This is a genomic window from Rudaeicoccus suwonensis, assembly GCF_007829035.1.
Taxonomy (GTDB): Bacteria; Actinomycetota; Actinomycetes; order Actinomycetales; family Dermatophilaceae; genus Rudaeicoccus; species Rudaeicoccus suwonensis.
This window is the reverse complement of record NZ_VIVQ01000001.1, coordinates 1456905-1477749: the sequence shown is the minus strand read 5'-3', so window position 1 is coordinate 1477749 and position 20845 is coordinate 1456905. Positions and strand designations below refer to the sequence as shown.

Annotated in this window: 17 protein-coding genes and 1 tRNA gene; 5 read left to right on the top strand and 13 right to left on the bottom strand. The window is 66.3% G+C overall.

Annotated elements, in window-relative coordinates; genetic code table 11:
* Positions 1-44: 44 nt before the first annotated feature.
* The 4 genes from BKA23_RS06805 to BKA23_RS06790 all read left to right on the top strand — a co-directional run bounded on the left by BKA23_RS06805 (position 45) and on the right by BKA23_RS06790 (position 3009).
* A complete protein-coding gene (locus tag BKA23_RS06805; protein WP_211841607.1) occupies positions 45-341 on the top strand; it encodes a ribbon-helix-helix protein, CopG family in 297 nt (98 codons plus the stop codon).
* A 225-nt stretch (positions 342-566) separates the two neighbouring features.
* Complete coding sequence (locus BKA23_RS06800) at positions 567-950, top strand: helix-turn-helix domain-containing protein (RefSeq protein WP_145226667.1); 384 nt, start codon at positions 567-569, stop codon at positions 948-950.
* A 35-nt stretch (positions 951-985) separates the two neighbouring features.
* Entirely contained in the window at positions 986-1633 is a 648-nt protein-coding gene (locus BKA23_RS06795; RefSeq protein WP_145226665.1) for an ImmA/IrrE family metallo-endopeptidase, read from the top strand.
* Positions 1630-3009, top strand: a complete 1380-nt coding sequence (locus BKA23_RS06790) for a recombinase family protein (protein WP_170226395.1) — start codon at positions 1630-1632, stop codon at positions 3007-3009. Before BKA23_RS06795 ends, BKA23_RS06790 begins: the two co-directional genes overlap by 4 nt.
* Before the next feature lie 391 nt (positions 3010-3400).
* On the opposite strand, the gene BKA23_RS06785 is transcribed toward BKA23_RS06790, so the two are convergent.
* The 12 genes from BKA23_RS06785 to hisI all read right to left on the bottom strand — a co-directional run bounded on the left by BKA23_RS06785 (position 3401) and on the right by hisI (position 18430).
* Positions 3401-3486 (bottom strand) — tRNA-Leu (locus BKA23_RS06785).
* 137 nt (positions 3487-3623) lie between these two features.
* Positions 3624-5063: a pyruvate kinase gene (gene pyk, locus BKA23_RS06780; RefSeq protein WP_145226661.1), complete on the bottom strand. Its 1440-nt coding sequence runs from the start codon at positions 5061-5063 to the stop codon at positions 3624-3626.
* 103 nt (positions 5064-5166) lie between these two features.
* A complete protein-coding gene (locus BKA23_RS06775) occupies positions 5167-6624 on the bottom strand; it encodes a glutamate synthase subunit beta (RefSeq protein WP_145226659.1) in 1458 nt (485 codons plus the stop codon).
* Positions 6617-11155: a glutamate synthase large subunit gene (gene gltB / locus BKA23_RS06770; RefSeq protein WP_145226657.1), complete on the bottom strand. Its 4539-nt coding sequence runs from the start codon at positions 11153-11155 to the stop codon at positions 6617-6619. The genes BKA23_RS06775 and gltB overlap by 8 nt, the downstream gene beginning before the upstream one ends.
* Before the next feature lie 490 nt (positions 11156-11645).
* Positions 11646-12734 carry a prolipoprotein diacylglyceryl transferase gene (gene lgt / locus BKA23_RS06765; RefSeq protein WP_145226655.1) on the bottom strand — a complete coding sequence of 363 codons (1089 nt, stop codon included), beginning with the start codon at positions 12732-12734 and terminating at the stop codon, positions 11646-11648.
* Positions 12731-13558, bottom strand: a complete 828-nt coding sequence (gene trpA / locus BKA23_RS06760; RefSeq protein WP_425473751.1) for a tryptophan synthase subunit alpha — start codon at positions 13556-13558, stop codon at positions 12731-12733. Before trpA ends, lgt begins: the two co-directional genes overlap by 4 nt.
* Positions 13555-14826 (bottom strand): tryptophan synthase subunit beta, encoded by a 1272-nt coding sequence (gene trpB / locus BKA23_RS06755; protein ID WP_145226653.1) that lies wholly within the window; start codon positions 14824-14826, stop codon positions 13555-13557. The genes trpA and trpB overlap by 4 nt, the downstream gene beginning before the upstream one ends.
* Positions 14823-15614 carry an indole-3-glycerol phosphate synthase TrpC gene (gene trpC, locus BKA23_RS06750; protein ID WP_145226651.1) on the bottom strand — a complete coding sequence of 264 codons (792 nt, stop codon included), beginning with the start codon at positions 15612-15614 and terminating at the stop codon, positions 14823-14825. Before trpC ends, trpB begins: the two co-directional genes overlap by 4 nt.
* Positions 15615-15884 (bottom strand): HGxxPAAW family protein, encoded by a 270-nt coding sequence (locus BKA23_RS06745; RefSeq protein ID WP_145226649.1) that lies wholly within the window; start codon positions 15882-15884, stop codon positions 15615-15617.
* Entirely contained in the window at positions 15877-16506 is a 630-nt protein-coding gene (locus BKA23_RS06740; protein ID WP_145226647.1) for a Trp biosynthesis-associated membrane protein, read from the bottom strand. Before BKA23_RS06740 ends, BKA23_RS06745 begins: the two co-directional genes overlap by 8 nt.
* Entirely contained in the window at positions 16503-18056 is a 1554-nt protein-coding gene (locus tag BKA23_RS06735) for an anthranilate synthase component I (RefSeq protein WP_145226644.1), read from the bottom strand. Before BKA23_RS06735 ends, BKA23_RS06740 begins: the two co-directional genes overlap by 4 nt.
* Positions 18053-18430 (bottom strand): phosphoribosyl-AMP cyclohydrolase, encoded by a 378-nt coding sequence (hisI, locus tag BKA23_RS06730; RefSeq protein ID WP_145228295.1) that lies wholly within the window; start codon positions 18428-18430, stop codon positions 18053-18055. The genes BKA23_RS06735 and hisI overlap by 4 nt, the downstream gene beginning before the upstream one ends.
* A 709-nt stretch (positions 18431-19139) precedes the next feature.
* Between hisI and BKA23_RS06725 the strand changes: the two genes are divergently transcribed.
* On the top strand, positions 19140-19784 hold the full coding sequence (locus tag BKA23_RS06725; protein ID WP_145226642.1) for a TIGR03085 family metal-binding protein: 645 nt from the start codon (positions 19140-19142) through the stop codon (positions 19782-19784).
* A gap of 277 nt (positions 19785-20061) precedes the next feature.
* Here BKA23_RS06725 and hisF read toward each other — a convergent pair whose 3' ends face one another.
* Positions 20062-20817, bottom strand: a complete 756-nt coding sequence (gene hisF / locus BKA23_RS06720; RefSeq protein ID WP_145226640.1) for an imidazole glycerol phosphate synthase subunit HisF — start codon at positions 20815-20817, stop codon at positions 20062-20064.
* Positions 20818-20845: the final 28 nt, after the last annotated feature.

The window sequence follows — 20845 nt, the reverse complement described above, 5'->3', positions numbered from 1 at the left end:
GGCGAACAAACGGGACAAGACCCTCAGGAAGGAGACAAACGGACATGAGCGACATCAAGACATTCGCCGTGCGACTCGACAGCGAGCTGCACGCCCGGTTGACCCTGCTCGCCAAGCTGTCGGGTCGATCCGCCACGGACATCATCCGCGCCGGCATCGAAACGCAGCTCGACACGATGAGCAAAGCCCCAGAGATCGCTGCCCGCGCAGCCGAACTCCAGGACGAACTCACCCGTGAAGCCACCGCCCAACAAGCCGCACTCGCGGCCCTGGTCGGAGACCACGCGAAACAGAACACCGCCCCGAGTTCGTCTCGGCGCACGTCACCAGGCAGCAAGTAACACCTGCAGCCTGCACCCAAGGGATCGACATGCCGCTCCCTGCCCACCCCTCCACCCAGGTGGAAACCGAGATCGAGTGCCACCAGCACTCTCTCGGTTTCCACCGCACACACATTCGACATAAGAAACTACTCGGCGTGCATACATATTGTGCTTATAGAAAATAATGTTGTAGAAAACGAGAAAATCGTTTAGTTCACTGGACGAATCGCGTAAAATTGGACCATGGACAAACAACAAAAGACCGGACTGACGTTCGGGCAACTTATTCACAGAGAACGAATGAAATCAGGACTCAGCTTCAGCCAAGCGGCGACACAGGTCGGGGTATCTAAATCATTGCTGCATTTATGGGAATCCGATCAAGTCACCCACCCGGATCATGGTGCCGTCATGCGCCTCGCCAGTCTGCTCAACATCGATCAGATGGACTTGGTCCGACTGGCTGGGTACGACACCGCCGAGACGCTGCCAACAGTGCAGCCGTACTTCCGCAACAAGTACCCAGGCATGCCCGACGCAGCGATTAACGAAATTGAAGCGATCACCAAGAAATACGGCTTCGACCCGAACAACCCTGGTCCACGACCTGGAGAAGACGAACGCTAGTACCAAACACAACCGTTACCCGAAAGGAGGCTCCCATGAAAACTATCAACACCACCCACGCAACATCCACGTCTCCGCTGGCGAGCCTTCGCGCCATGACCCCGAGATGCCACATGTCCTTCGACGACACCAAAGCACTAGCGGAACGACAAGCGGCCAGGCTGGTGCAACTCCTCGGCGAAGGTGGCATCAGCGGCCACGGCATCGACGAGGCCGATCTTGCCCGTATGCCGCGCATCCGGGTTGTGCACGAAGTGCTGTCCAGTACGGGCATGACGTTCTGGAACGGGCACGAGTGGGTCATCGCCCTCAACCAGGAGGACAGCCTCGCACGCCAGCGCTTCACCCTCCTGCACGAGTTCAAGCACATCATCGACCACGGAGCCGATAAGCGGCTCTACCGCAGCCGGTGGGAAGCAGAACGCGCCGCTGACTACTTCGCAGGCACCGTCCTCGTGCCAAAACGAGAGCTCAAGCACGTCTTCTGCAACCTGACACAAAACGTCAACCAACTCGCCACGCACTTCGGCGTCAGCCAGCAGGCCATCCAGGTGCGCCTTGAGCAAACCGGCCTTGTCGACCCGACCACGAAGCGCACCGAGCGGTGCGCACGACCAGTCTCAAGGCTGCCATGGCAGCCACAGCAGTTTCGAACCATCCAGATGAACGGAGCACGCACATGAGCACGACCGCCACACACCCCACAGCGACCGAGACGGCAACCAAAGTGGCAGTGACCTACTTACGCGTCTCGACCACGAGACAAATGAGTGCCGGTGCCGACGTCGACGCCGAAGGCAACTCCATCGCCACCCAGCGCGAGTGGAGCGCGAAGAAAGCAGTCGCCCTCGGCGCCAGCCTGCAACAGGAATTCGTCGAACCAGGCGCATCAGCGCAGACAATCGAGAAACGGCCCGTGTTTAAGCAGATGCTCGCCTACCTCGGCGAACACCCAGAGGTCGACTACGTCATCATCTACATGCGCTCGCGCGCCTTCCGCAACCTCGGAGACGCCGTCATGACCAAGCGCACACTCGAGCGACTCGGGGTCAAACTCGTGTCGGCCAAAGAAGACTTCGGTGACGGCATCATGGCGGACGCCATGGAAGCCGTCACGGACATCATGAATGAAGTCCAAGTCCGCCTCTCCGGCGAAGACATCAAGATCAAGCTGCGTCACAAAGTCGAAAATGGGGGAACGACTGGCCGAGCAAAGCTCGGCTACCTCAACGTCCGGGTCGAGCACGACGGGCGGCTCATCAACAGCATTGCCCTCGACCAGGAGCGAGCACCGCTTGTGAAACAAGCCTTCGAGCTCTACGCCACTGGCGACTACTCACTCGAGCGGCTCCATGTCGCGATGGCGGATCTCGGGTTCACCACCAGACCCAGCCGCAAGTTCGCGCAGCAACCCGTTTCAATCGCGAAGCTACACACCATGCTGCGAGACCCGTACTACGTCGGAATAGTCACCTACAAAGGTGAACAGTTCCCCGGACGGCACGAACCGATCATCGATCAAGACCTGTTCGATCAAGTGCAGCAGGTCATGAATCACCGGTCGAAGCGAGGACAACGCGACCGTGTGCTCTATCACTACTTGAAGGGCCTGCTGTACTGCGACCGCTGCGCTAAGGCCGGACGAAACGCCCGCCTCATCTACACCGAAGCCAAAGGCCGTGGCGGCACCTACGCCTACTACCTATGCCGCGGCCGACAAGATGGCGTCTGCGACCTGCCATACCTGCCTGTGGACCGCGTCGAAGATGCCGTCGCACGGCACTACGTCACACTGGGTCTACCCACGGACTTTCTGACCGAGATCCGAGAGGCCATTGACCAAAATATGGCTAGCGAATCCGCCAGTATCCGCGAACTCCACGCGAGGTACCGCAGGAAGCTCACCACCCTGGCGGCGCGCGAAGAAAAACTGCTCGATCTCACAGAAGATGGCGCACTGCCACGAGAAAGAATTCGAGCCCGACTGCGCCAACTCCAAATCGAACGCCACCGCGCCGAACAAGGACTCACCGAGACCGGCGACAAAATCGCCCAATGAGCTCGGTTCATCCAGCACCACACCACGCTGCTCGAACGACCAGAAGAGTTCTACAACGGAGCACCAGCCGCCTCACGGCGTGACCTCAACCAAGCCAGCTTCGTCCGCCTCTGGATCGACGAAGACGGCGTCACGCGAGACGAAAAAACGCCAATCGTTGAAGAACTTCACGAAGCCGCCAAGGCGTACGCCGCCCACAGGCCCACGACCATGGTTGGCGCGGGTACTTCCAGCGAAACGGCCATAGAGGGCCACACGACGCGAAACACGCAGCCCAGCGCGGTCCTCCAACGAAACAGTGCCGCTGGCCTACCGGCCAACGGCACTGAAGTTGCTACTGAGACCTACCGACTCGCCGACTTATTTCGTGCGGGTTCGAGTAAGGGGGTCTTGGTGCCGAGAGCGGGATTTGAACCCGCACGCCCTTTCGAGCAAAGCATTTTGAGTGCTCCGTGTCTGCCGTTCCACCATCCCGGCGAGGATGCCGCGACAGTCTATGGGATGCCACGGCTCCAACCCAAAACGGGCTGAGTCAGCCCGAAACAGGCCGGGTCACAACAGGATTCGCGAGGCTCGCCGACGACACGGCACGTCGCTCCCACGATCCACAGCTCTCACTCGTAGGCCGGCGCGACGTGGTTTTTGGCATCACCCACCTTGTGCACGCGCAGTGCGTTGGTGGAACCGGGGATTCCGGGCGGCGAACCGGCGACGATCACCACGAGATCGCCCTCCTGGCCGCGGCCGGTCTCGAGCAGCAGCTCGTCGACCTGCATCGCCATCTGGTCGGTGTGCTGCACCTGCGGCATCAGATAGGTCTGCACACCCCACACGAGCGCCAGCTTCGAGCGAGTCGCCTCCGACGGCGTGAACGCCAGCATCGGGCGCGGGTTGCGCAGCCGCGACAACCGACGGGCCGAATCACCGGACTCGGTGAAGGTCACCAGGTAGCGCACGCCGAGCAGGTCACCGACCTCGGCTGCTGCCGCCGTGACCGCGCCGCCCTTCGTGTGCGGGCGCGAGCCCAGCGGGGGCACCCGCTCAAGACCGTGCTCCTCGGTGCTTTCGATGATGCGCGCCATGGTGCGCACGGCCTCGATCGGCCACGCGCCGACGCTGGTCTCCCCCGACAACATGATCGCGTCGGCACCGTCGAGCACCGCGTTGGCGCAGTCGCTCGCCTCGGCGCGGGTCGGGCGCGAGTTCTCGATCATCGACTCCAGCACCTGCGTGGCGACGATGACCGGCTTGGCGTTCTTGCGGCACATCTCGACGGCGCGCTTCTGCACCAGCGGCACTTCCTCCAGCGGAAGCTCGACGCCGAGGTCGCCACGCGCCACCATCACACCGTCGAAGGCGGCGATGATCGCCGCGAGATTGGCCACCGCCTGCGGCTTCTCGACCTTGGCGATCACCGGGACGGTGCGGCCCTCCTCGGCCATGATCTCGTGCACCCGCTCGATGTCGTCGGCGTCGCGCACGAACGACAGCGCGATGACATCGGCGCCCAGCTGCAGCGCCCAGCGCAGATCGGCTTCGTCCTTCTCCGACAGCGCGGGCACGCTCACCGCGACTCCTGGCAGGTTGATGCCCTTGTTGTTGGAGACGACGCCGCCCTCGACGACCTCGGTGATCACATCGGTGGCCGTCACCTCGACCGCTCGCAGGCAGACCTTGCCGTCGTCGATCAGCAACCGGTCACCGGGTTGCACGTCACCGGGCAGACCTTTGTAGGTCGTCGAAACGCGGTCGTGGTCACCGAGCACGTCGTCGACGGTGATGACGAAACGTTCGCCGTTCGCCAGGGTGATCGGGCCTTCGGCGAACCGGCCGGTCCGGATCTTCGGACCCTGCAGATCGCACATCACACAGACGGCCGCGCCGGACTCGGCACTCGCGGAACGAATTGCGGCATAGACCTTTTCGTGGTCGGCGTACGCGCCGTGCGACAGATTCAACCGGGCGACATCCATGCCCGCGTCGACGAGTTCGCGTACTTTCTCCGGTGATGATGTGGCAGGTCCGAGGGTCGCAACAATCTTGGCTCGACGCATGACTCCAACCCTAGTGAGATGTACGTATGCCGGACACCAGGTCCGGCATACGTACGAGTAACTTGCTGCACCCGCGACGCACGAGCTGTATGCCGCAGCGCCGTCACACCGTGAGCGGTCGATCCGTCGGTGCGATCGGTGCGGGCAGCTCCGACTGGCCCATCAGGAATCGGTCCACCGCCTGCGCTGCGGACCGGCCTTCGGCGATCGCCCAGACGATGAGCGACTGGCCACGACCGGCATCGCCGGCGACGAAGACACCGGGCACCGAGGTCATGAAGTTCGCGTCGCGCACGACATTGGAACGCGCATCGAGCTCGACCTCCAGCTGCTTGAGCAGGCCCGAGCCCTGCGGCCCGAGGAAGCCCATCGCGAGCAGCACCAGGTCGGCCGGGATCTCGCGTTCGGTGCCCTCGACCTCCTCGAATCCCTTGTCGCCAGAACGCACTTCGGCGACGCGCAGAGCCTTGATGTTGCCGGCGCCGTCGTCGATCGCGGCCTTGGTGCTGATCGCGTAGACCCGCTCACCACCTTCTTCGTGCGCGCTGGCGACCCGGAAGATCATCGGGTATGTCGGCCACGGGTGCGCCGCCGAACGCTGCTCACCGGGCTGCGGCATGATCTCCAGCGAGGTGACCGACTTCGCACCCTGGCGGTGCGAGGTGCCGATGCAGTCAGCACCGGTGTCGCCGCCGCCGATCACGACGACATGCTTGCCCTCGGCGGTGATCTGATCCTCGACCTCCTCGCCGAGTGCGACCCGGTTGGCGTCGGGCAAGAAGTCCATCGCCTGCACGATGCCGCCGACGTCGCGACCCTCGACCGCGAGATCGCGGGGCACGGTCGCGCCGATGGCCAGCACGACAGCGTCATACCGCTGCCGCAACTGCTCACCGGTGAGGTCGACGCCGATCTCGGTGTCGCACCGGAACCGGGTGCCTTCGGCGGTCATCTGCTCCAGACGTCGGTCGAGGACGGACTTCTCCATCTTGAATTCGGGGATGCCGTAGCGCAGCAGACCGCCTGGCTTGTCGGCGCGCTCGTAGACCGCGACGGTGTGACCCGCCCGCGTGAGCTGCTGCGCCGCCGCCAGACCGGCCGGACCTGAGCCGACGACCGCGACTGTCTTACCGGTCAGCCGCAGCGGCAACTGCGGCTCGACCGAACCGGTGCTGAAGGCCTGCTCGATGGTCGTGACCTCGACCTGCTTGATGGTCACCGCGGGCTGGCTGATGCCGAGCACGCAGGCGGTCTCGCACGGCGCCGGGCACAGACGTCCGGTGAACTCCGGGAAGTTGTTGGTCGCGTGCAGTCGGTCGATCGCGTCGTCCCAGTCGCCGCGCCAGGCGAGGTCGTTCCACTCAGGGATCAGGTTGCCCAGCGGACAACCGTTGTGGCAGAACGGGATTCCGCAGTCCATGCAGCGGCCGGCCTGGCGTTGCAGCTGGCCGAGCTCCTGCTCCTCGTAGACCTCTTTCCAGTCGCGGATCCGGACCGGCACCGGCCGGCGAACGGGAAGCTCACGTTCACGAACCTTCAGAAAACCGCGTGGGTCAGCCACGGGACACCTCCATGATGCGATCCCAGACGACATCGCCGTCGGGGTCCAGGCCTTCGGTCTGAGCTTCGTCACGCACGTCCAGCACCCGCTGGTAGTCCCTCGGGAGCACCAGCGAGATGCGCTCTGCGCTCTCCGGCCAGTTCTGCAAAAGCTTTGCGGCGACAGAGGATTCGGTCCACTCGTGGTGCTTGCGCAACAAGTCGTGCACGAGTTCACAATCCTTGTCGCGCAACGGGCCGACATCGACCAACTCCTTGTTGACCAGCGACTCCTCCAGATCGAGCACGAACCCGAGACCACCCGACATACCGGCGCCGAGGTTGCGACCGGTGGGGCCGAGGATCAGCACGACTCCCCCGGTCATGTACTCCAGGCCGTGGTCGCCCACGCCCTCGACGACAGCGGTCGCACCGGAGTTGCGGACGCAAAAGCGCTCACCGACCAGTCCCCGCAGGAACATCTCGCCGCTGGTCGCGCCATACCCGATGACATTGCCTGCGACGACGTTGTGGTGGGCGACGAGCGCGGCCTCGCGCATCGGGCGCACGACGACGCGGCCACCCGAAAGTCCCTTGCCCACATAGTCGTTCGCCTCACCGAACAGGCGAAGCGTCACACCACGCGGCAGGAAGGCGCCCAAGCTCTGACCGGCGGACCCGGTGAGCGTGACGTCGATCGTCTGGTCCGGCAGACCGTTCGGATGGCGCTTGGTCACCTCGTGACCCAGCATCGTGCCGACCGTTCGGTTGACGTTGGCGACAGGCACGTCCAGGCGCACCGGCACCTGATGTTCGAGGGCGTCGCGGCTCATCGTGATGAGTTGCTGGTCCAGTGCCTTCTCCAGGCCGTGGTCCTGCGGTATGACGTGCCGGCGGGGCGCGTCGGCGGGGACGTCGACCTCCGCCAGGATCGGCGTCAGGTCGAGACCGGCGGCCTTCCAGTGCTCGATGGCACGCGTCGTGTCGAGCGTGCCGACCTGACCGATCGCCTCCTCGAGAGTGCGGAAACCCAATGACGCCAGCAACTCTCGGACTTCCTCGGCGATGTACTCGAAGAAGGTCTCGACGAACTCGGGCTTGCCGGAAAAGCGCTCGCGCAGCACCGGGTTCTGCGTGGCGATGCCGACCGGGCAGGTGTCGAGGTGACAGACGCGCATCATGATGCAGCCGCTGACCACCAGCGGCGCGGAGGCGAATCCGAACTCCTCGGCACCCAGCAGCGCGGCGATGACGACGTCACGGCCGGTCTTGAGCTGGCCGTCGGTCTGCACCACGATGCGATCGCGCAAACCATTGAGCAGCAATGTCTGTTGCGTGTCGGCCAGGCCCAGCTCCCACGGACCGCCCGCGTGTTTGAGCGAGGTGAGCGGGGCCGCACCGGTGCCACCGTCGTGCCCGGAGATGAGCACGACGTCGGCGTGTGCCTTGGAGACTCCGGCAGCAACCGTGCCCACACCCACCTCGGACACGAGCTTGACGTGCACACGCGCGGCGGGGTTGGCGTTCTTCAGATCATGGATCAGCTGCGCGAGATCCTCGATGGAGTAGATGTCGTGGTGCGGAGGCGGCGAAATCAGCCCGACGCCCGGAGTCGAGTGCCGGGTCGACGCCACCCACGGGTAGACCTTGTGGCCGGGCAGCTGACCACCTTCACCCGGCTTGGCACCCTGCGCCATCTTGATCTGGATGTCGTCGGATTCGGTCAGGTAGAGCGAGGTCACCCCGAATCGCCCGGAGGCGACCTGCTTGATCGCCGAACGCCGCTGCGGGTCGAGCAGCCGGTCGACATCCTCCCCGCCCTCGCCGGTGTTGGAACGCGCGCCGAGCCGGTTCATCGCGATCGCGAGCGTCTCGTGGGCTTCCTTGCTGATCGAGCCGTAGCTCATCGCGCCGGTGGAGAAGCGCCGGATGATCTGCTCGGCCGGCTCCACCTCATCCACAGGTATGGCGGGGCGAATCTGCTTGAACGAGAAGAGTCCTCGCAGCGTCATCAGCCGCTCGGACTGCTCGTCGACGCGACTGGTGTACTGCTTGAAGACGTCATACCGGCGTTGGCGTGTGGAGTGCTGCAGCCGGAAGACCGTCTCGGGGTCGAACAGATGCGGCTCACCCTCACGACGCCACTGGTATTCGCCGCCGGTCTGTAGCGTGCGGTGCGCCTGGTGCTGACCGGTCTTGGGGTATGCCGTGGCGTGGCGCTCGGCGGTCTCCTGGGCGATGGCGTCGAGGCCGATACCGCCCAGGCGGGATGCCGTTCCGGTGAAGTGCTCGTCGATGAGCTCCTGCGACAGGCCGATCGCCTCGAAGACCTGCGCACCGCGATAGGACGCGACCGTCGAGATGCCCATCTTGGACATGACCTTCAGGACGCCCTTGCCGAGCGCTTTGATGAGGTTCTTGACGGCCTGCTCAGCCGTGACGCCTTGAATGGCGCCACGCCGCACCAGGTCTTCGACGGATTCCATTGCCAGATAGGGGTTCACAGCGGCTGCGCCATACCCGATGAGCAGGGCGACGTGGTGCACCTCGCGCACGTCTCCCGCCTCGACGAGCAGGCCGACCTGGGTACGGGTGCGCTCGCGGGTGAGGTGGTGGTGCACGGCCGCGGTGAGCAGCAATGACGGGATCGGCGCGAAGGCCGCGGTGCTCTCGCGGTCGGACAGCACGACGAACCGGTGCCCGTCCTCGATCGCCTGGGACACCTCGGCGCAAATGCCCTTCAGCCGGGCGCGCAGCGCACTCGTCCCTCCGGCGACGCGGTAGGTGCCGCGGATGACGTAGGTCTCGTAACCGGGGAAACTGCCGTCGGCGTTGAGGTTGACGATCTTGGCAAGCTCGTCGTTGTCGATGACCGGGAAGTCCAGTTCGACCTGACGTGCGTGCTGCGGCCCGACTTCCAGGGCATTGCTCTCCGGCCCCATGAGGGTGCCGAGCGAGGTGACGAGCTCCTCACGTATGGCGTCCAGCGGCGGGTTCGTGACCTGCGCGAACAACTGCGTGAAGTAGTCGAACAGCAGCCGTGGACGATCCGACAGCACCGCTATCGGGGTGTCGGTGCCCATCGACCCGAGCGCCTCACCACCACCGGAAGCCATGGGCGACAACAGGATTCGCAGTTCTTCCTGGGTGTAGCCGAAGGTCTGCTGCCGGCGCACCACCGAGGCCGGGGTGTGCCACACGTGCTCGCGGTCGGGGCGGTCCTTCAGCTTGATGATGCCGGCGTGCAGCCAGTCCTCGTAGGGGTGTTCGGCGGCAAGATCGCGCTTGACCTCGTCGTCGCTGATGATGCGACCCTGGGCAGTGTCGACCAGGAACATCCGGCCCGGTTGGAGCCGGCCCTTGCGCACGACGTTCGAGGCGGGCAGGTCGAGCACTCCCGCCTCGGAGGCAAGCACGACCAGCCCGTCGTCGGTCACGGCATACCGGCCGGGTCGCAGCCCGTTGCGGTCGAGGACCGCACCGACCAGGGTGCCGTCGGTGAAGGCCACGCAGGCCGGGCCGTCCCACGGCTCCATGATCGTGGAGTGGTATTCGTAGAACGCCTTGCGTGCCGGGTCCATCGTGGCGTGGTTCTCCCACGCCTCGGGGATCATCATCAGCACTGCGTGCGGTAGTGACCGGCCACCCATGTGCAGCAGTTCCAGCACCTCGTCGAAGGAGGCGGAGTCGGAGCCGTCGGAGCAGATCGGGAACAGCCGCTCCATGTCGCCACCCAGCAGGTCGCTGCGCAGCGTCGACTCGCGGGCACGCATCCAGTTGCGATTGCCGCGCACCGTATTGATCTCGCCGTTGTGCGCGATCAGCCGGTAGGGGTGGGACAGCGGCCACGACGGAAAGGTGTTGGTGGAGAAGCGGGAGTGGACCAGCGCGAGCTCAGTGGTGAACCGGCGGTCGGACAGGTCGGGGAAGAACGGCTCCAGTTGACCTGTGGTCAGCATGCCCTTGTAAACAATCGTGCGCGCCGACAACGACGGAAAGTAGACCTCACGTTCGCGTTCGATGCGGCGACGCAGACAGAACGCACGACGGTCGAGCTCGAGACCGCTTGCATCGTCATACGTTCCGGCGACGAACGCCTGGCGGAAGACCGGCATGACCTCGCGCGCGGCGTCGCCGACAAGGCTCGGGTCGGTCGGCACATCACGCCAACCGAGCACCCGCAGACCCTCCTCGTTCGCGATCTGCGCGAAACGTTCGCCGATGAACCACTGCTCGTCCGCCGACTGCGGCAGGAACGCGATGCCCACGGCATACCGACCCTTGGCGGGCAGGTCGAACTCGCACACGGCCCGGAAGAACTCGTCCGGCACCTGCGTCAGGATCCCTGCGCCGTCACCCACCGCCGGATCAGCGCCTGTCGCGCCACGGTGCTCGAGATTGCGCAGCGCGGTCAGGGCGTGATCGACGATGTCGTGGCCCGCCGTGCCTCGCATGGTCGCAACCATGGCGACACCGCAGGCATCGTGCTCGTTGACGGGGTTGTAGAGACCCTGGGCGGAGGGCAGTGCGGAGAACGTGGTGAGCGCGGTCACGGAAGTGAGTCACCGTCCTGTCGTCGCGTCGGACGCCGGAGGGCGCCGTGGAATCACTGAAAAAGCTCAGCGGGACGACATTGGCCTGCCAGCGTGCCGAAAGAGTAACCCCGACGACGCCGTGACCACAAGATGAAACGCGCATCTCGAATGATGAGACGCGCGACGCGTATGGTCGCGGTGGGGCCGGTGACACACCAGCCCCCTCCGCGGTCTGTGCGTTACGGCTTTGTGCGTAAGTCGCCGATGCGGCGACCTCAGAGCGAGGCAAACCCGCCCGAGGTTTATAAGTCGCCGATGCGGTCGATCTGCCCGCCGCATGTGTCTCGTCAGCCCCGCGAGTCACACGCGACACACATACGTCGCCGATCCGGCGACTCCATAGCGAGGCAAACCCACCAGAGTTACATAAGTCGCCGATGCGGCGACTTCAGAGCGAGCCGAACCACCGATCGTCCCTACGTCGCCGATGCGGCGAGTGACGCCGCCATCACTTCGCGGGAGAATCCGCCTCGGCGTCGCCCTGGCCGTTGACTCCATCGCGCGAGGACCGTCCGGCGATCGCACTTCCCGACACGACATCCACGGAAGCATCCTCGAGTTTGCCGGAAGATTCGGCGGTCTGCTCGGAGGATCCGTCGACACCGGAGCGACCAGTGTCACCGGTATCACCGGCCTCACCACCGGCATCCTCGGAATCGCCCAGGTCCGGTGGTGTCGACAGCTCTGCGATGTGCTCGCGGACGCCGTTGGGGTGGTGTTTGCGCGACCACAGGTAACCGGCAAGCCCACCGAGGAAGACCAGTATGCAGACCCAGACATTGACCCGTTGTCCGAGGATCCGGTTCGCCGGGTCGTCACGCATCCACTCCATGAAGATGCGGCCGACGGGATACAGCATGATGTAAAGGAACAGCGATCGGCCACGACCGAGGATCCGGCGGCGGTCCAGCCAGACGATGAACAGGGCGATGACCAGGCAGAAGATCGCCTCGTAGAGGAAGGTCGGCTGGTAGTACCCCAGCACGATGGGGTGCCCCAACGCGTCGTGCACAGCGTGACCGCGCGTTTCGTCCCACTCGTAGATCTTCAGGCGCCAGGGCAGATCGGTGCTGCGCCCGTGCAACTCGTTGTTGAAGTAGTTGCCCCACCGGCCCATCGCCTGCGCCAGCACCACCCCGGGTGCCGCGGAATCGGCGAAATCCAGAAAGGCGATACCGGTGCGACGGCAACCGATGTAGGCGCCGAGGGCACCCAGCGCCACAGCCCCCCAGATGCCGAGGCCGCCGTGCCAGATCGCGAAGGCGTCCCAGACATTGCCGTGATGTCCGAAGTACGGCTGCGGAGAGGTGATGACGTTGTAGAGCCGCCCGCCGAGGATCCCCAAGGGCACCGCCCACCAGGCAACGGTGAGTGCATCCTCACGCTGGTAGCCGCGATCCTCGAGCCGGCGGCCGCAGATCCACAGCGCGGCCCCGATGCCGGACAGGATGCACAGGGCATACATCCGCACCGGGATCGGCCCCAGCCAGAACACGCCCTGTGTCGGGCTCGGCAGATAACTGGCGACAGCGGTCACCGACGTACCCCCTGTGCGAGTTCTCTTGTCAGTGAACGCAACTGGCTCAATCCGTCCTGTATGTCGGTGGCATCGACAAGGCAACGCACCAGCGCCGAGCCGACGATCACGCCGTCGGCGAAGCCGGCGACTTCATGCGCCTGCCCTGGCGTCGAGACACCCAGCCCGACGCAGATCGGCAGGTCGGTCACGGCCCTGGTGCGCTCGACGAGAGCTTGCGCTTGCGAACCGACCGAGTCACGCGCGCCCGTGACCCCCATGAGTGAGGCCGCGTAGACGAATCCCCGTCCCGCCGCCGTGGTGCTGATCAGCCGCTCCGGTGTCGAGCTCGGCGCAACCAGGAAGATGCGGTCGAGGCCGTGGGCGTCACTGGCGGCGATCCACTCGGCCGCTTCGTCCGGCACCAGGTCCGGAGTCACCAGCCCTGATGCTCCCGCGGCGCGAAGGTCAGCGGCGAATCGGTCGACGCCATACCGCAGCACGGGGTTCCAGTAGGTCATGACGACGGCAGCGGCCCCGGCGTCGGCGACTGCACGAGCTGCCCGAAAGACGTCGGCGACATGCACCCCACCGGCCAGCGCTCCGGTCACTGCGGCCTGGATCACCGGACCGTCCATCAGCGGATCGGTGTAGGGAAGGCCGATTTCGACGATGTCGGCACCGGCCTCGACCATGGCGACCATGGCCTCGATCGAGATATCGACATCGGGGTAGCCGACGGGAAGGTAGCCCACGAGCGCGGCGCGATCCTGTGCCTTCGCCTCGGCCAGCACCTGGGTCAACCGAGTCTTGGCCGACGGGGGTGACGCCACTGACTCGCTCACAGCTGAACTCCTTCGCCCTCTGCCTCGACCGGCGCGGCAGCCGAGACACTGACCGGATCAGCAGCCACCCCGTCGTCGAGCAAGCCGAACCAGCGTGCGGCGGTGTGCACGTCTTTGTCACCTCGGCCGGAGAGGTTCACCAACAGCAGGGCGTCGGGACCGAGCTCGCGGCCGATGCGCATCGCACCGGCAAGTGCGTGCGCGCTCTCGATCGCCGGCAGGATCCCCTCGGTCTGCGAGAGCAGCCGGAAGGCTTCCATCGCCTCGTCGTCGGTGACCGGGTAGTACTCCGCGCGACCGGCGTCATGCAGGAAGGCGTGCTCCGGGCCGACGCTCGGGTAGTCGAGACCCGCTGACACCGAATGGGATTCGACGGTCTGTCCCTCATCGTCCTGCAGCACGTAGGTGAACGCGCCGTGCAACACACCGGGCGTGGCCTGACCGCTGAAGCGCGCGGCATGCCGACCGGTGGCAACTCCCTCACCGCCGCCTTCAAGACCGATCAGACGCACATCGGCGTCGTCGATGAACCGGTGGAAGATACCCATCGCGTTGGAGCCACCGCCTACGCAAGCGAGCACCGCGTCGGGCAACCGACCGATCTCGTCGAGCATCTGCTGGCGGGCCTCGACGCCGATGATCCGGTGGAAGTCGCGCACCATCTCCGGGAACGGGTAGGGCCCGGTCACCGTGCCGAGTACATAGTGGGTGTGGTCGACATTGGCGACCCAGTCACGGAAGGCTTCGTTGACCGCATCCTTGAGCGTCCGCGAGCCATGGTCGACCGGCACCACCTGCGCGCCGAGCAACCGCATGCGTGCCACGTTGAGCGCTTGGCGTTCGGTGTCGACCCGGCCCATGTAGACCACGCAGTCGAGTCCCAGCAGAGCCGCCGCCGTTGCCGTCGCAACACCGTGCTGCCCGGCGCCGGTTTCGGCGATGACCCGGGTCTTGCCCATCCGTTTTGTCAGCAACGCCTGCCCGAGCACGTTGTTGATCTTGTGCGATCCGGTGTGATTGAGGTCCTCACGCTTGAGCACCACCCGCGCCCCGCCGCAGTGCTGGGCGAATCGTGGCACCTCGGTGATGATGCTGGGACGACCGGTGTAACTGCGCTGCAAGGCAGCGAGTTCGCCCAGGAACGCCGGGTCGGACATCGCCTTGGAGCGGCACTCGTCGAGCTCCTGCAGCGCCGAGACCAGCGCTTCGGGGACGTAGCGCCCGCCATACGCGCCGAATCGGCCGAGGCCGGTGGTGGGGGTCGTCATGCGACGACATCTCCGATCAGTTCAGGTATGGCGTGGACCGGGTCGCCGCCGGTCACCAGAGCTTCTCCGACCAGGACCGCATCGGCACCGGCGGCGGCATACTCCCGCACGTCGTCAGCGGTGCGGACACCCGACTCGGCCACCCGCACGCACTCGGCGGGCACCAGTGGCGCCAGCCGGGCAAAGGTGGCCCGGTCGACCTCGAGGGTCTTGAGGTTGCGCGCGTTGATGCCGATGACGCGGCCACCGAGCGTGATTGCGCGCTCGACCTCTGCCTCGTCGTGCACCTCGATCAACGCAGTCATACCGAGGTCGGTGGCCTGCTGGAAAAGGTCTCGCAACAGCGTGTCCTCGAGCGCAGCAACGATGAGCAGGATCAGGTCGGCGCCGTGCGCCCGCGCCTCGTCGATCTGGTAGGCGTCGACCATGAAGTCCTTGCGCAGCAACGGAATTCGCACGGCGGCACGCACCGCGTCGAGGTCGGCGAGCGTGCCACCGAAGCGCCGCTGCTCGGTCAGCACCGAGATCGCCGCCGCGCCACCGGTCTGGTATGACGCAGCCAGCGTCGCCGGGTCCGCGATCTGCGCCAGATCACCCTTGCTCGGGCTGCGTCGCTTGACCTCCGCGATCACCTTCATCCCACCAGGAGCGCGCAGTGCGGCTTCGGCGTCGAGCGGCGGTCGTTGTTGCGACGCAACGACCGCGACCTGCGCCGCGGAAACATCCCTGCGACGCGAGTCCAGATCCTGCCGGACCCCGGCGATGATGTCGTCGAGAACCGTGGGCACCTACGACGCCTGCTGGTCGGAGGTCACCCGCTGCCTGCGGGACCCGGGCACCGGCGGCGCGGTGATGATGTCCTTGTTGCCGAAGCCCATCTTGGCCAGGATCTTGCCCGCGGCGACGCCGAGCACCACGAAGACGACACCCAGCCAGGTGCAGACGTGCCAGCCGAAGGCCACTCCCAGCGAGACGAACACCGATGCGACGATCAGCAGGATCACGGCGGTCCATGCAGCGACGCTGTGTCCGTGATTCTCGTGGACTTCCTCAGCCATGGGGGTCTGCTCCTTCTCGGGGGTCAGCGGTGGCCGTTTCGGCCTCGTCGATTGTGTCAGACCCTGTCTGGGAATCCGTGGGGTCCTCACCCTCGCTGAGCAGATCCCAGTCCGACGTCTTGCGGGTCGGCGCCGCCGTGGGTGCGTCATACCGATCGGACAGTCCACGCCAGGAGCGGACGCCGAGCACGGCGAGCACTCCGGCGATGGTGAGGATGACGCCGCCGAGCACGCCGACCCAGGGCCAGAAGGTCAGCGAGGCCGCCACCTCGCGGTCTCCGGTGTGACCGGTCATGTTGGTTGCGGTTTCGCGGAGCGCCGCGCCCGGGTCGCGCACCGCCGCGATGGCGGTCACCAGTGCGACCACTCCGGACAACAGCGCCACGACCGAGGCGATGAGACGGGCGACGCGCCCGGTGGTGCAGGCCGCCAGGATCGCCGCGGCGCCGACCAGCGCGGCCGCCACGAGCGCCGGGGCGGCGGTCGAGCCGCCGGCCGTCGCGTGGGCATTCCGCAGCACCGCATCCTGGATCGTCCCCTGCACCCAGGTGCGGGAGTTGGCCAGCACCAGCAGGATCACCGCGACCAGGCCGGTCATCAGCACCGTTCGCTTCGAGCTCATCGGATCACTCGCATTCCGCCTGCGGTGGCCACGGCGCGCAGGGCGGCCGCCGCCTTGGAGATCGTCTCGAGGTACTCCGACTGCGGCACAGAGTCGGCCACGATGCCGGCGCCGGCCTGGACGTGCGCGGTGCCGTCCTTGATCACCGCGGTTCGTATGGCGATCGCCAGGTCGAGGTCACCTGCGAAGTCGAGGTAGCCCACGACTCCGCCATACACACCGCGACGGACGCCTTCGAGCCGGTCGATGATCTCCATCGCGCGCGGTTTGGGCGCGCCGGACAACGTGCCTGCCGGGAAGGTGGCTCGCAGCACGTCGAAGGCGTGCGCGTCCTCGCGCAGACGCCCGACGACGGTGGATTCGAGATGCATGATGTGGCTGTACTTGCGCACCTTCATGAACTCCACCGTGTCGACCGTGCCTGCTCCGCACACGCGCTGCAGGTCGTTGCGTGAGAGATCGACCAGCATGAGGTGCTCGGAGCGTTCCTTGGGGTCCGCGGCGAGCTCGATGGCGAGTTCCTCGTCGGCCTCGGGCGTCTTGCCCCGCGGCCGCGAACCTGCGATCGGGTGGGTGATCACCCGATCGCCGCTGACCTTCACCAGCGCCTCGGGACTCGAACCGACCACCTCGTAGGTCGATCCGTCCGGGTGCGGCAGTCGCAACAGATACATGTAGGGACTCGGGTTGCTCGCGCGCAGGGCGCGGTAGACGTCGAGCGCCTCCGCCGCGCAGGGCACCGAAAACCGTTGCGAGACAACGATTTGGAAGGCCTCGCCGGCACGTATGGCGTCTTTGCAGGCCTCGACCATGTCGTGGTACTCCGCTTGTGTGTGGGTACTCGCGGGGTCCTGCTCGACGGGCGCCGGGATGGCGACAGTGCTGTCGGCCGGCCTGCTCAGCGCGGCCTGCATGGCGTCGAGCCGGTCGAGCGCATCGCGCCAGGCCGGCTCCACGCGCTCGGGAGTGTTGTCGTAGTTGATCGCGTTGGCGATCAACAGCAGCGACCCGTCGGAGTGGTCGAGGACCGCCAGATCGGTGGCCAGCAGCATCGCCAGTTCCGGCAGATCAAGGTCGTCGCGGCCGGTGTCCGGCAACGACTCGAAGCGACGGACAGCGTCATACGTGATCGCACCGACCATCCCACCGGTCAGCGGTGGCAGTCCGGGGATCGCAGGCGTCGCGAGGGTGGCGACCGTGTCGCGCAGGGCGTCGGTGGGTGTGCCGGTCGTCGGGACACCGACCGGGGGCTCACCGATCCAGTGCGCCCGACCGTCGCGCTCGGTGAGCGTTGCCCGGCTTGCCGCTCCGATGATCGAGTAGCGCGACCAGACGCCGCCGTGCTCGGCCGACTCGAGCAGGAAGGTGCCCGGCCGGTCAGCGGCAAGCTTGCGGTAGACGCCGAGCGGTGTCTCGGCGTCGGCGAGCAACCGGCGAACGACAGGTATGACGCGGCGGTCGCGGGCGAGCTCGCTGAACAGTGGCAGCTGGGGCCAGGTGACACCCCAACTGAGGTCGGCGCGGACGTCTGGCGAGACGGTGGACGTCATACGGCCGTGGCCTCCAGATCGGTGAAGAAGCAGGTGCGTTCGCCGGTGTGGCAGGCAGCACCGGTCTGGTCGACACGCACCAGAAGAGCATCGCCGTCGCAGTCGATCGCGACGGATTTGACCACCTGGATGTGGCCGGAGGTGTCGCCCTTGCGCCAGTATTCCGACCGGCTACGAGACCAGAAGGTCACCCGCCCCGAGGTGAGCGTGCGATGCAGAGCCTCGTCGTCCATCCAGCCCAGCATCAGCACCTCGCCGGTGTCATGCTGCTGGACGACGGCAGCAACGAGGCCGTCGCGGTCGCGTTTGAGCCGGGCGGACAACTCGGGCGACAGACCAGCGGAACTCACCGGGCCATTGTGCCGCACCACCATCGACCCGCCCCGGCGAGCCGGACATCGTGAGACCACGTGCCCGCGCACCTCAGCGAGTGGCGAGGGATTACCCCACGCCTCCCCGACAAGTACGCATGTGCCCTCACCGGCAGCGAGTGGCACGGGATTGCCCTGCGCGTGGACGAGTGGCACACGCGCGCCCCGCCCGCTGCCCCGCCAGGGCAATAGCGCACCACTCGCGCGTCCCAAGGCCCCCCACGTGACACTCGCTCCCGCACGCGTCGAATGGCACGGCACAGCCCTGCGCGTCGCCGAGTGGCACGGGATTGCCCGCATACAGATCGAGTGGCACGCGCGCGCCCCGCCCGCTGCCCCGCCAGGGCAATAGCGCTCCACTCGCGCGTCCCAAGGCCCCACACGTGACACTCGCACGCGATCTCGGTACTCATGCGGTGCCAGTGGCACGAGATCGCCCCACGCCTGCCCGACAAGTACGCATGTGCGCGCACCTCAGCGAGTGGCACGGGATTGCCCGCGTACAGATCGAGTGGCACGCGCGCGCCCCGCCCGCTGCCCCGCCAGGGCAATAGCGCTCCACTCGCGCGTTCTTTAGGCCAGCACGTGACAGTCGAGCATCATGAGGGCCCCCACATGACATTCGCGGGTCGTTGGGCCCACGCGCGACTGTCGCGTCGACAGCGCCGTCGTGTCGGCAGCGCCGTCGGGTGGACCGCGCACAATGGCTGGTATGACGCGATACGCCCAGAAGGAACGTTCCGGCCTCTGCGAAACCTTGCTGGAGGTCGGGCCGGATGCCCCCACACTGTGCGACGGTTGGCAGACCAAGGATCTGGCAGCGCATCTCGTCGTGCGCGAGCGGCGCCCGGACGCGGCGCTCGGCATGTTCCTGCCGCCGCTCGCAGGTCACCTGTCGTCCGTGCAGGACGGCATCGCCGGCTCCGACTGGGCAACGCTGGTCGATCGGGTGCGCAGTGGCCCTCCGCGCTGGACTCCCATGGGAGCTCTGCCCGCAATCGACGAGCGGATGAACCTCGCGGAGTTCTATATCCACCACGAGGATGTGCTTCGCGCGCAGCCCGATGCGGCCCACAGGACGCTCGAACCCGCTGAAGACGCCGCGATCTGGGCGGCGTTGCCGATGCTGGCGAAGATGACGCTGCGGGACTGCCGGGTGGGCATCGTCGCCGACTGCGACGGACATGGCCGGCGCACGTTGCGCGAGCCGAAGGACCAGCACGGCAGTGTCGTCGTCAGCGGCGAGCCGGGTGAGGTGCTGCTGTTCTGCTATGGCCGGCAGGCGGTCGCAGACGTGCACCTGGACGGCGCCGACGGCGACCTGAAAATGATCGCGGGAACCTCGCTCGGATTCTGAGCCTGATCGCGGGAATGTCACTCGAGTTCTGATTCTGTCGCCACGCACCAGCCGACTCCCGGTCACCGAACCGAACCGGCCAGGAGCACGTCGATGATGGCTGCCACCCGCCGACACGGCGGCCCAGCGGCCACGTGGGTCAGCGGACCGAATGCCCCGCGGCGGCCCAGCGGCCACCTGGGTCAGCGGGGACCGGATCCCCCGCGGCGGCCCAGCGGCCACGTGGGTCAGCGGACCGGATCCCCCGCGGCGGCCGAGCGGGTCAGCGGCCACCTGCTCAGCGGACCGGGTACCCCGCAGCACGCAGACCGTCCTTGACATCGGCAATCGTCAACTCACCGAAGTGGAAGACCGATGCTGCCAGCACGGCGTCAGCTCCGGCCTCGACCGCAGCCACGAAATCCGCGACGCTGCCGGCACCGCCGCTGGCGATGATCGGGATCGACACGTGCGCGCGCACGGCGCGGATCAGTTCGACGTCGAAGCCGGACTTGGTGCCGTCGGCGTCCATCGAGTTGAGCAGGATCTCACCGGCTCCGAGTTTCGCTGCGCGAGAACACCATTCGATCGCCTCAAGCCCTGCGGACCGCGTGCCGCCGTGCGTGGTCACCTCGTAGTTGCCTCGTTCGTCGCGCCGCACATCCGCGGACAACACCAGCACCTGCGCCCCGAACCGGTCGGCGATCTCGGCAATGACCTGCGGCCGCGCGATCGCGCCGGTGTTGATGCCGACCTTGTCGGCGCCGGCGCGAAGCAACCGGTCGACATCCTCGACCGTGCGCACTCCCCCGCCGACGGTGAGCGGGATGAAGACCTGCTCCGCTGTCCGGCCGACGACGTCGTAGGTCGTCTCGCGATCTGCGGAACTGGCGGTCACGTCCAGGAAGGTCAACTCGTCGGCACCCTGCGCGTCATACCTGGCGGCGAGTTCGACCGGGTCGCCCGCATCGCGCAGATGGGCGAAGTTGACGCCCTTGACCACCCGTCCGGCATCGACGTCGAGGCAGGGAATGACACGCACAGCTACAGACACGGGCCCGAGCCTAAAGCAGGGCGTCGCG

What these genes read in the sequence shown, in the direction of transcription:
- BKA23_RS06735 (WP_145226644.1), bottom strand. Translation starts at nt 18,056, where the DNA reads ATGACGTCCACCGTCTCGCCAGACGTCCGCGCCGACCTCAGTTGGGGT.
- BKA23_RS06800 (WP_145226667.1), top strand. Translation starts at nt 567, where the DNA reads ATGGACAAACAACAAAAGACCGGACTGACGTTCGGGCAACTTATTCAC.
- BKA23_RS06740 (WP_145226647.1), bottom strand. Translation starts at nt 16,506, where the DNA reads ATGAGCTCGAAGCGAACGGTGCTGATGACCGGCCTGGTCGCGGTGATC.
- hisI (WP_145228295.1), bottom strand. Translation starts at nt 18,430, where the DNA reads ATGGTGGTGCGGCACAATGGCCCGGTGAGTTCCGCTGGTCTGTCGCCC.
- BKA23_RS06805 (WP_211841607.1), top strand. Translation starts at nt 45, where the DNA reads ATGAGCGACATCAAGACATTCGCCGTGCGACTCGACAGCGAGCTGCAC.
- BKA23_RS06745 (WP_145226649.1), bottom strand. Translation starts at nt 15,884, where the DNA reads ATGGCTGAGGAAGTCCACGAGAATCACGGACACAGCGTCGCTGCATGG.
- pyk (WP_145226661.1), bottom strand. Translation starts at nt 5,063, where the DNA reads ATGCGTCGAGCCAAGATTGTTGCGACCCTCGGACCTGCCACATCATCA.
- BKA23_RS06725 (WP_145226642.1), top strand. Translation starts at nt 19,140, where the DNA reads ATGACGCGATACGCCCAGAAGGAACGTTCCGGCCTCTGCGAAACCTTG.
- BKA23_RS06790 (WP_170226395.1), top strand. Translation starts at nt 1,630, where the DNA reads ATGAGCACGACCGCCACACACCCCACAGCGACCGAGACGGCAACCAAA.
- BKA23_RS06795 (WP_145226665.1), top strand. Translation starts at nt 986, where the DNA reads ATGAAAACTATCAACACCACCCACGCAACATCCACGTCTCCGCTGGCG.
- trpB (WP_145226653.1), bottom strand. Translation starts at nt 14,826, where the DNA reads ATGACGACCCCCACCACCGGCCTCGGCCGATTCGGCGCGTATGGCGGG.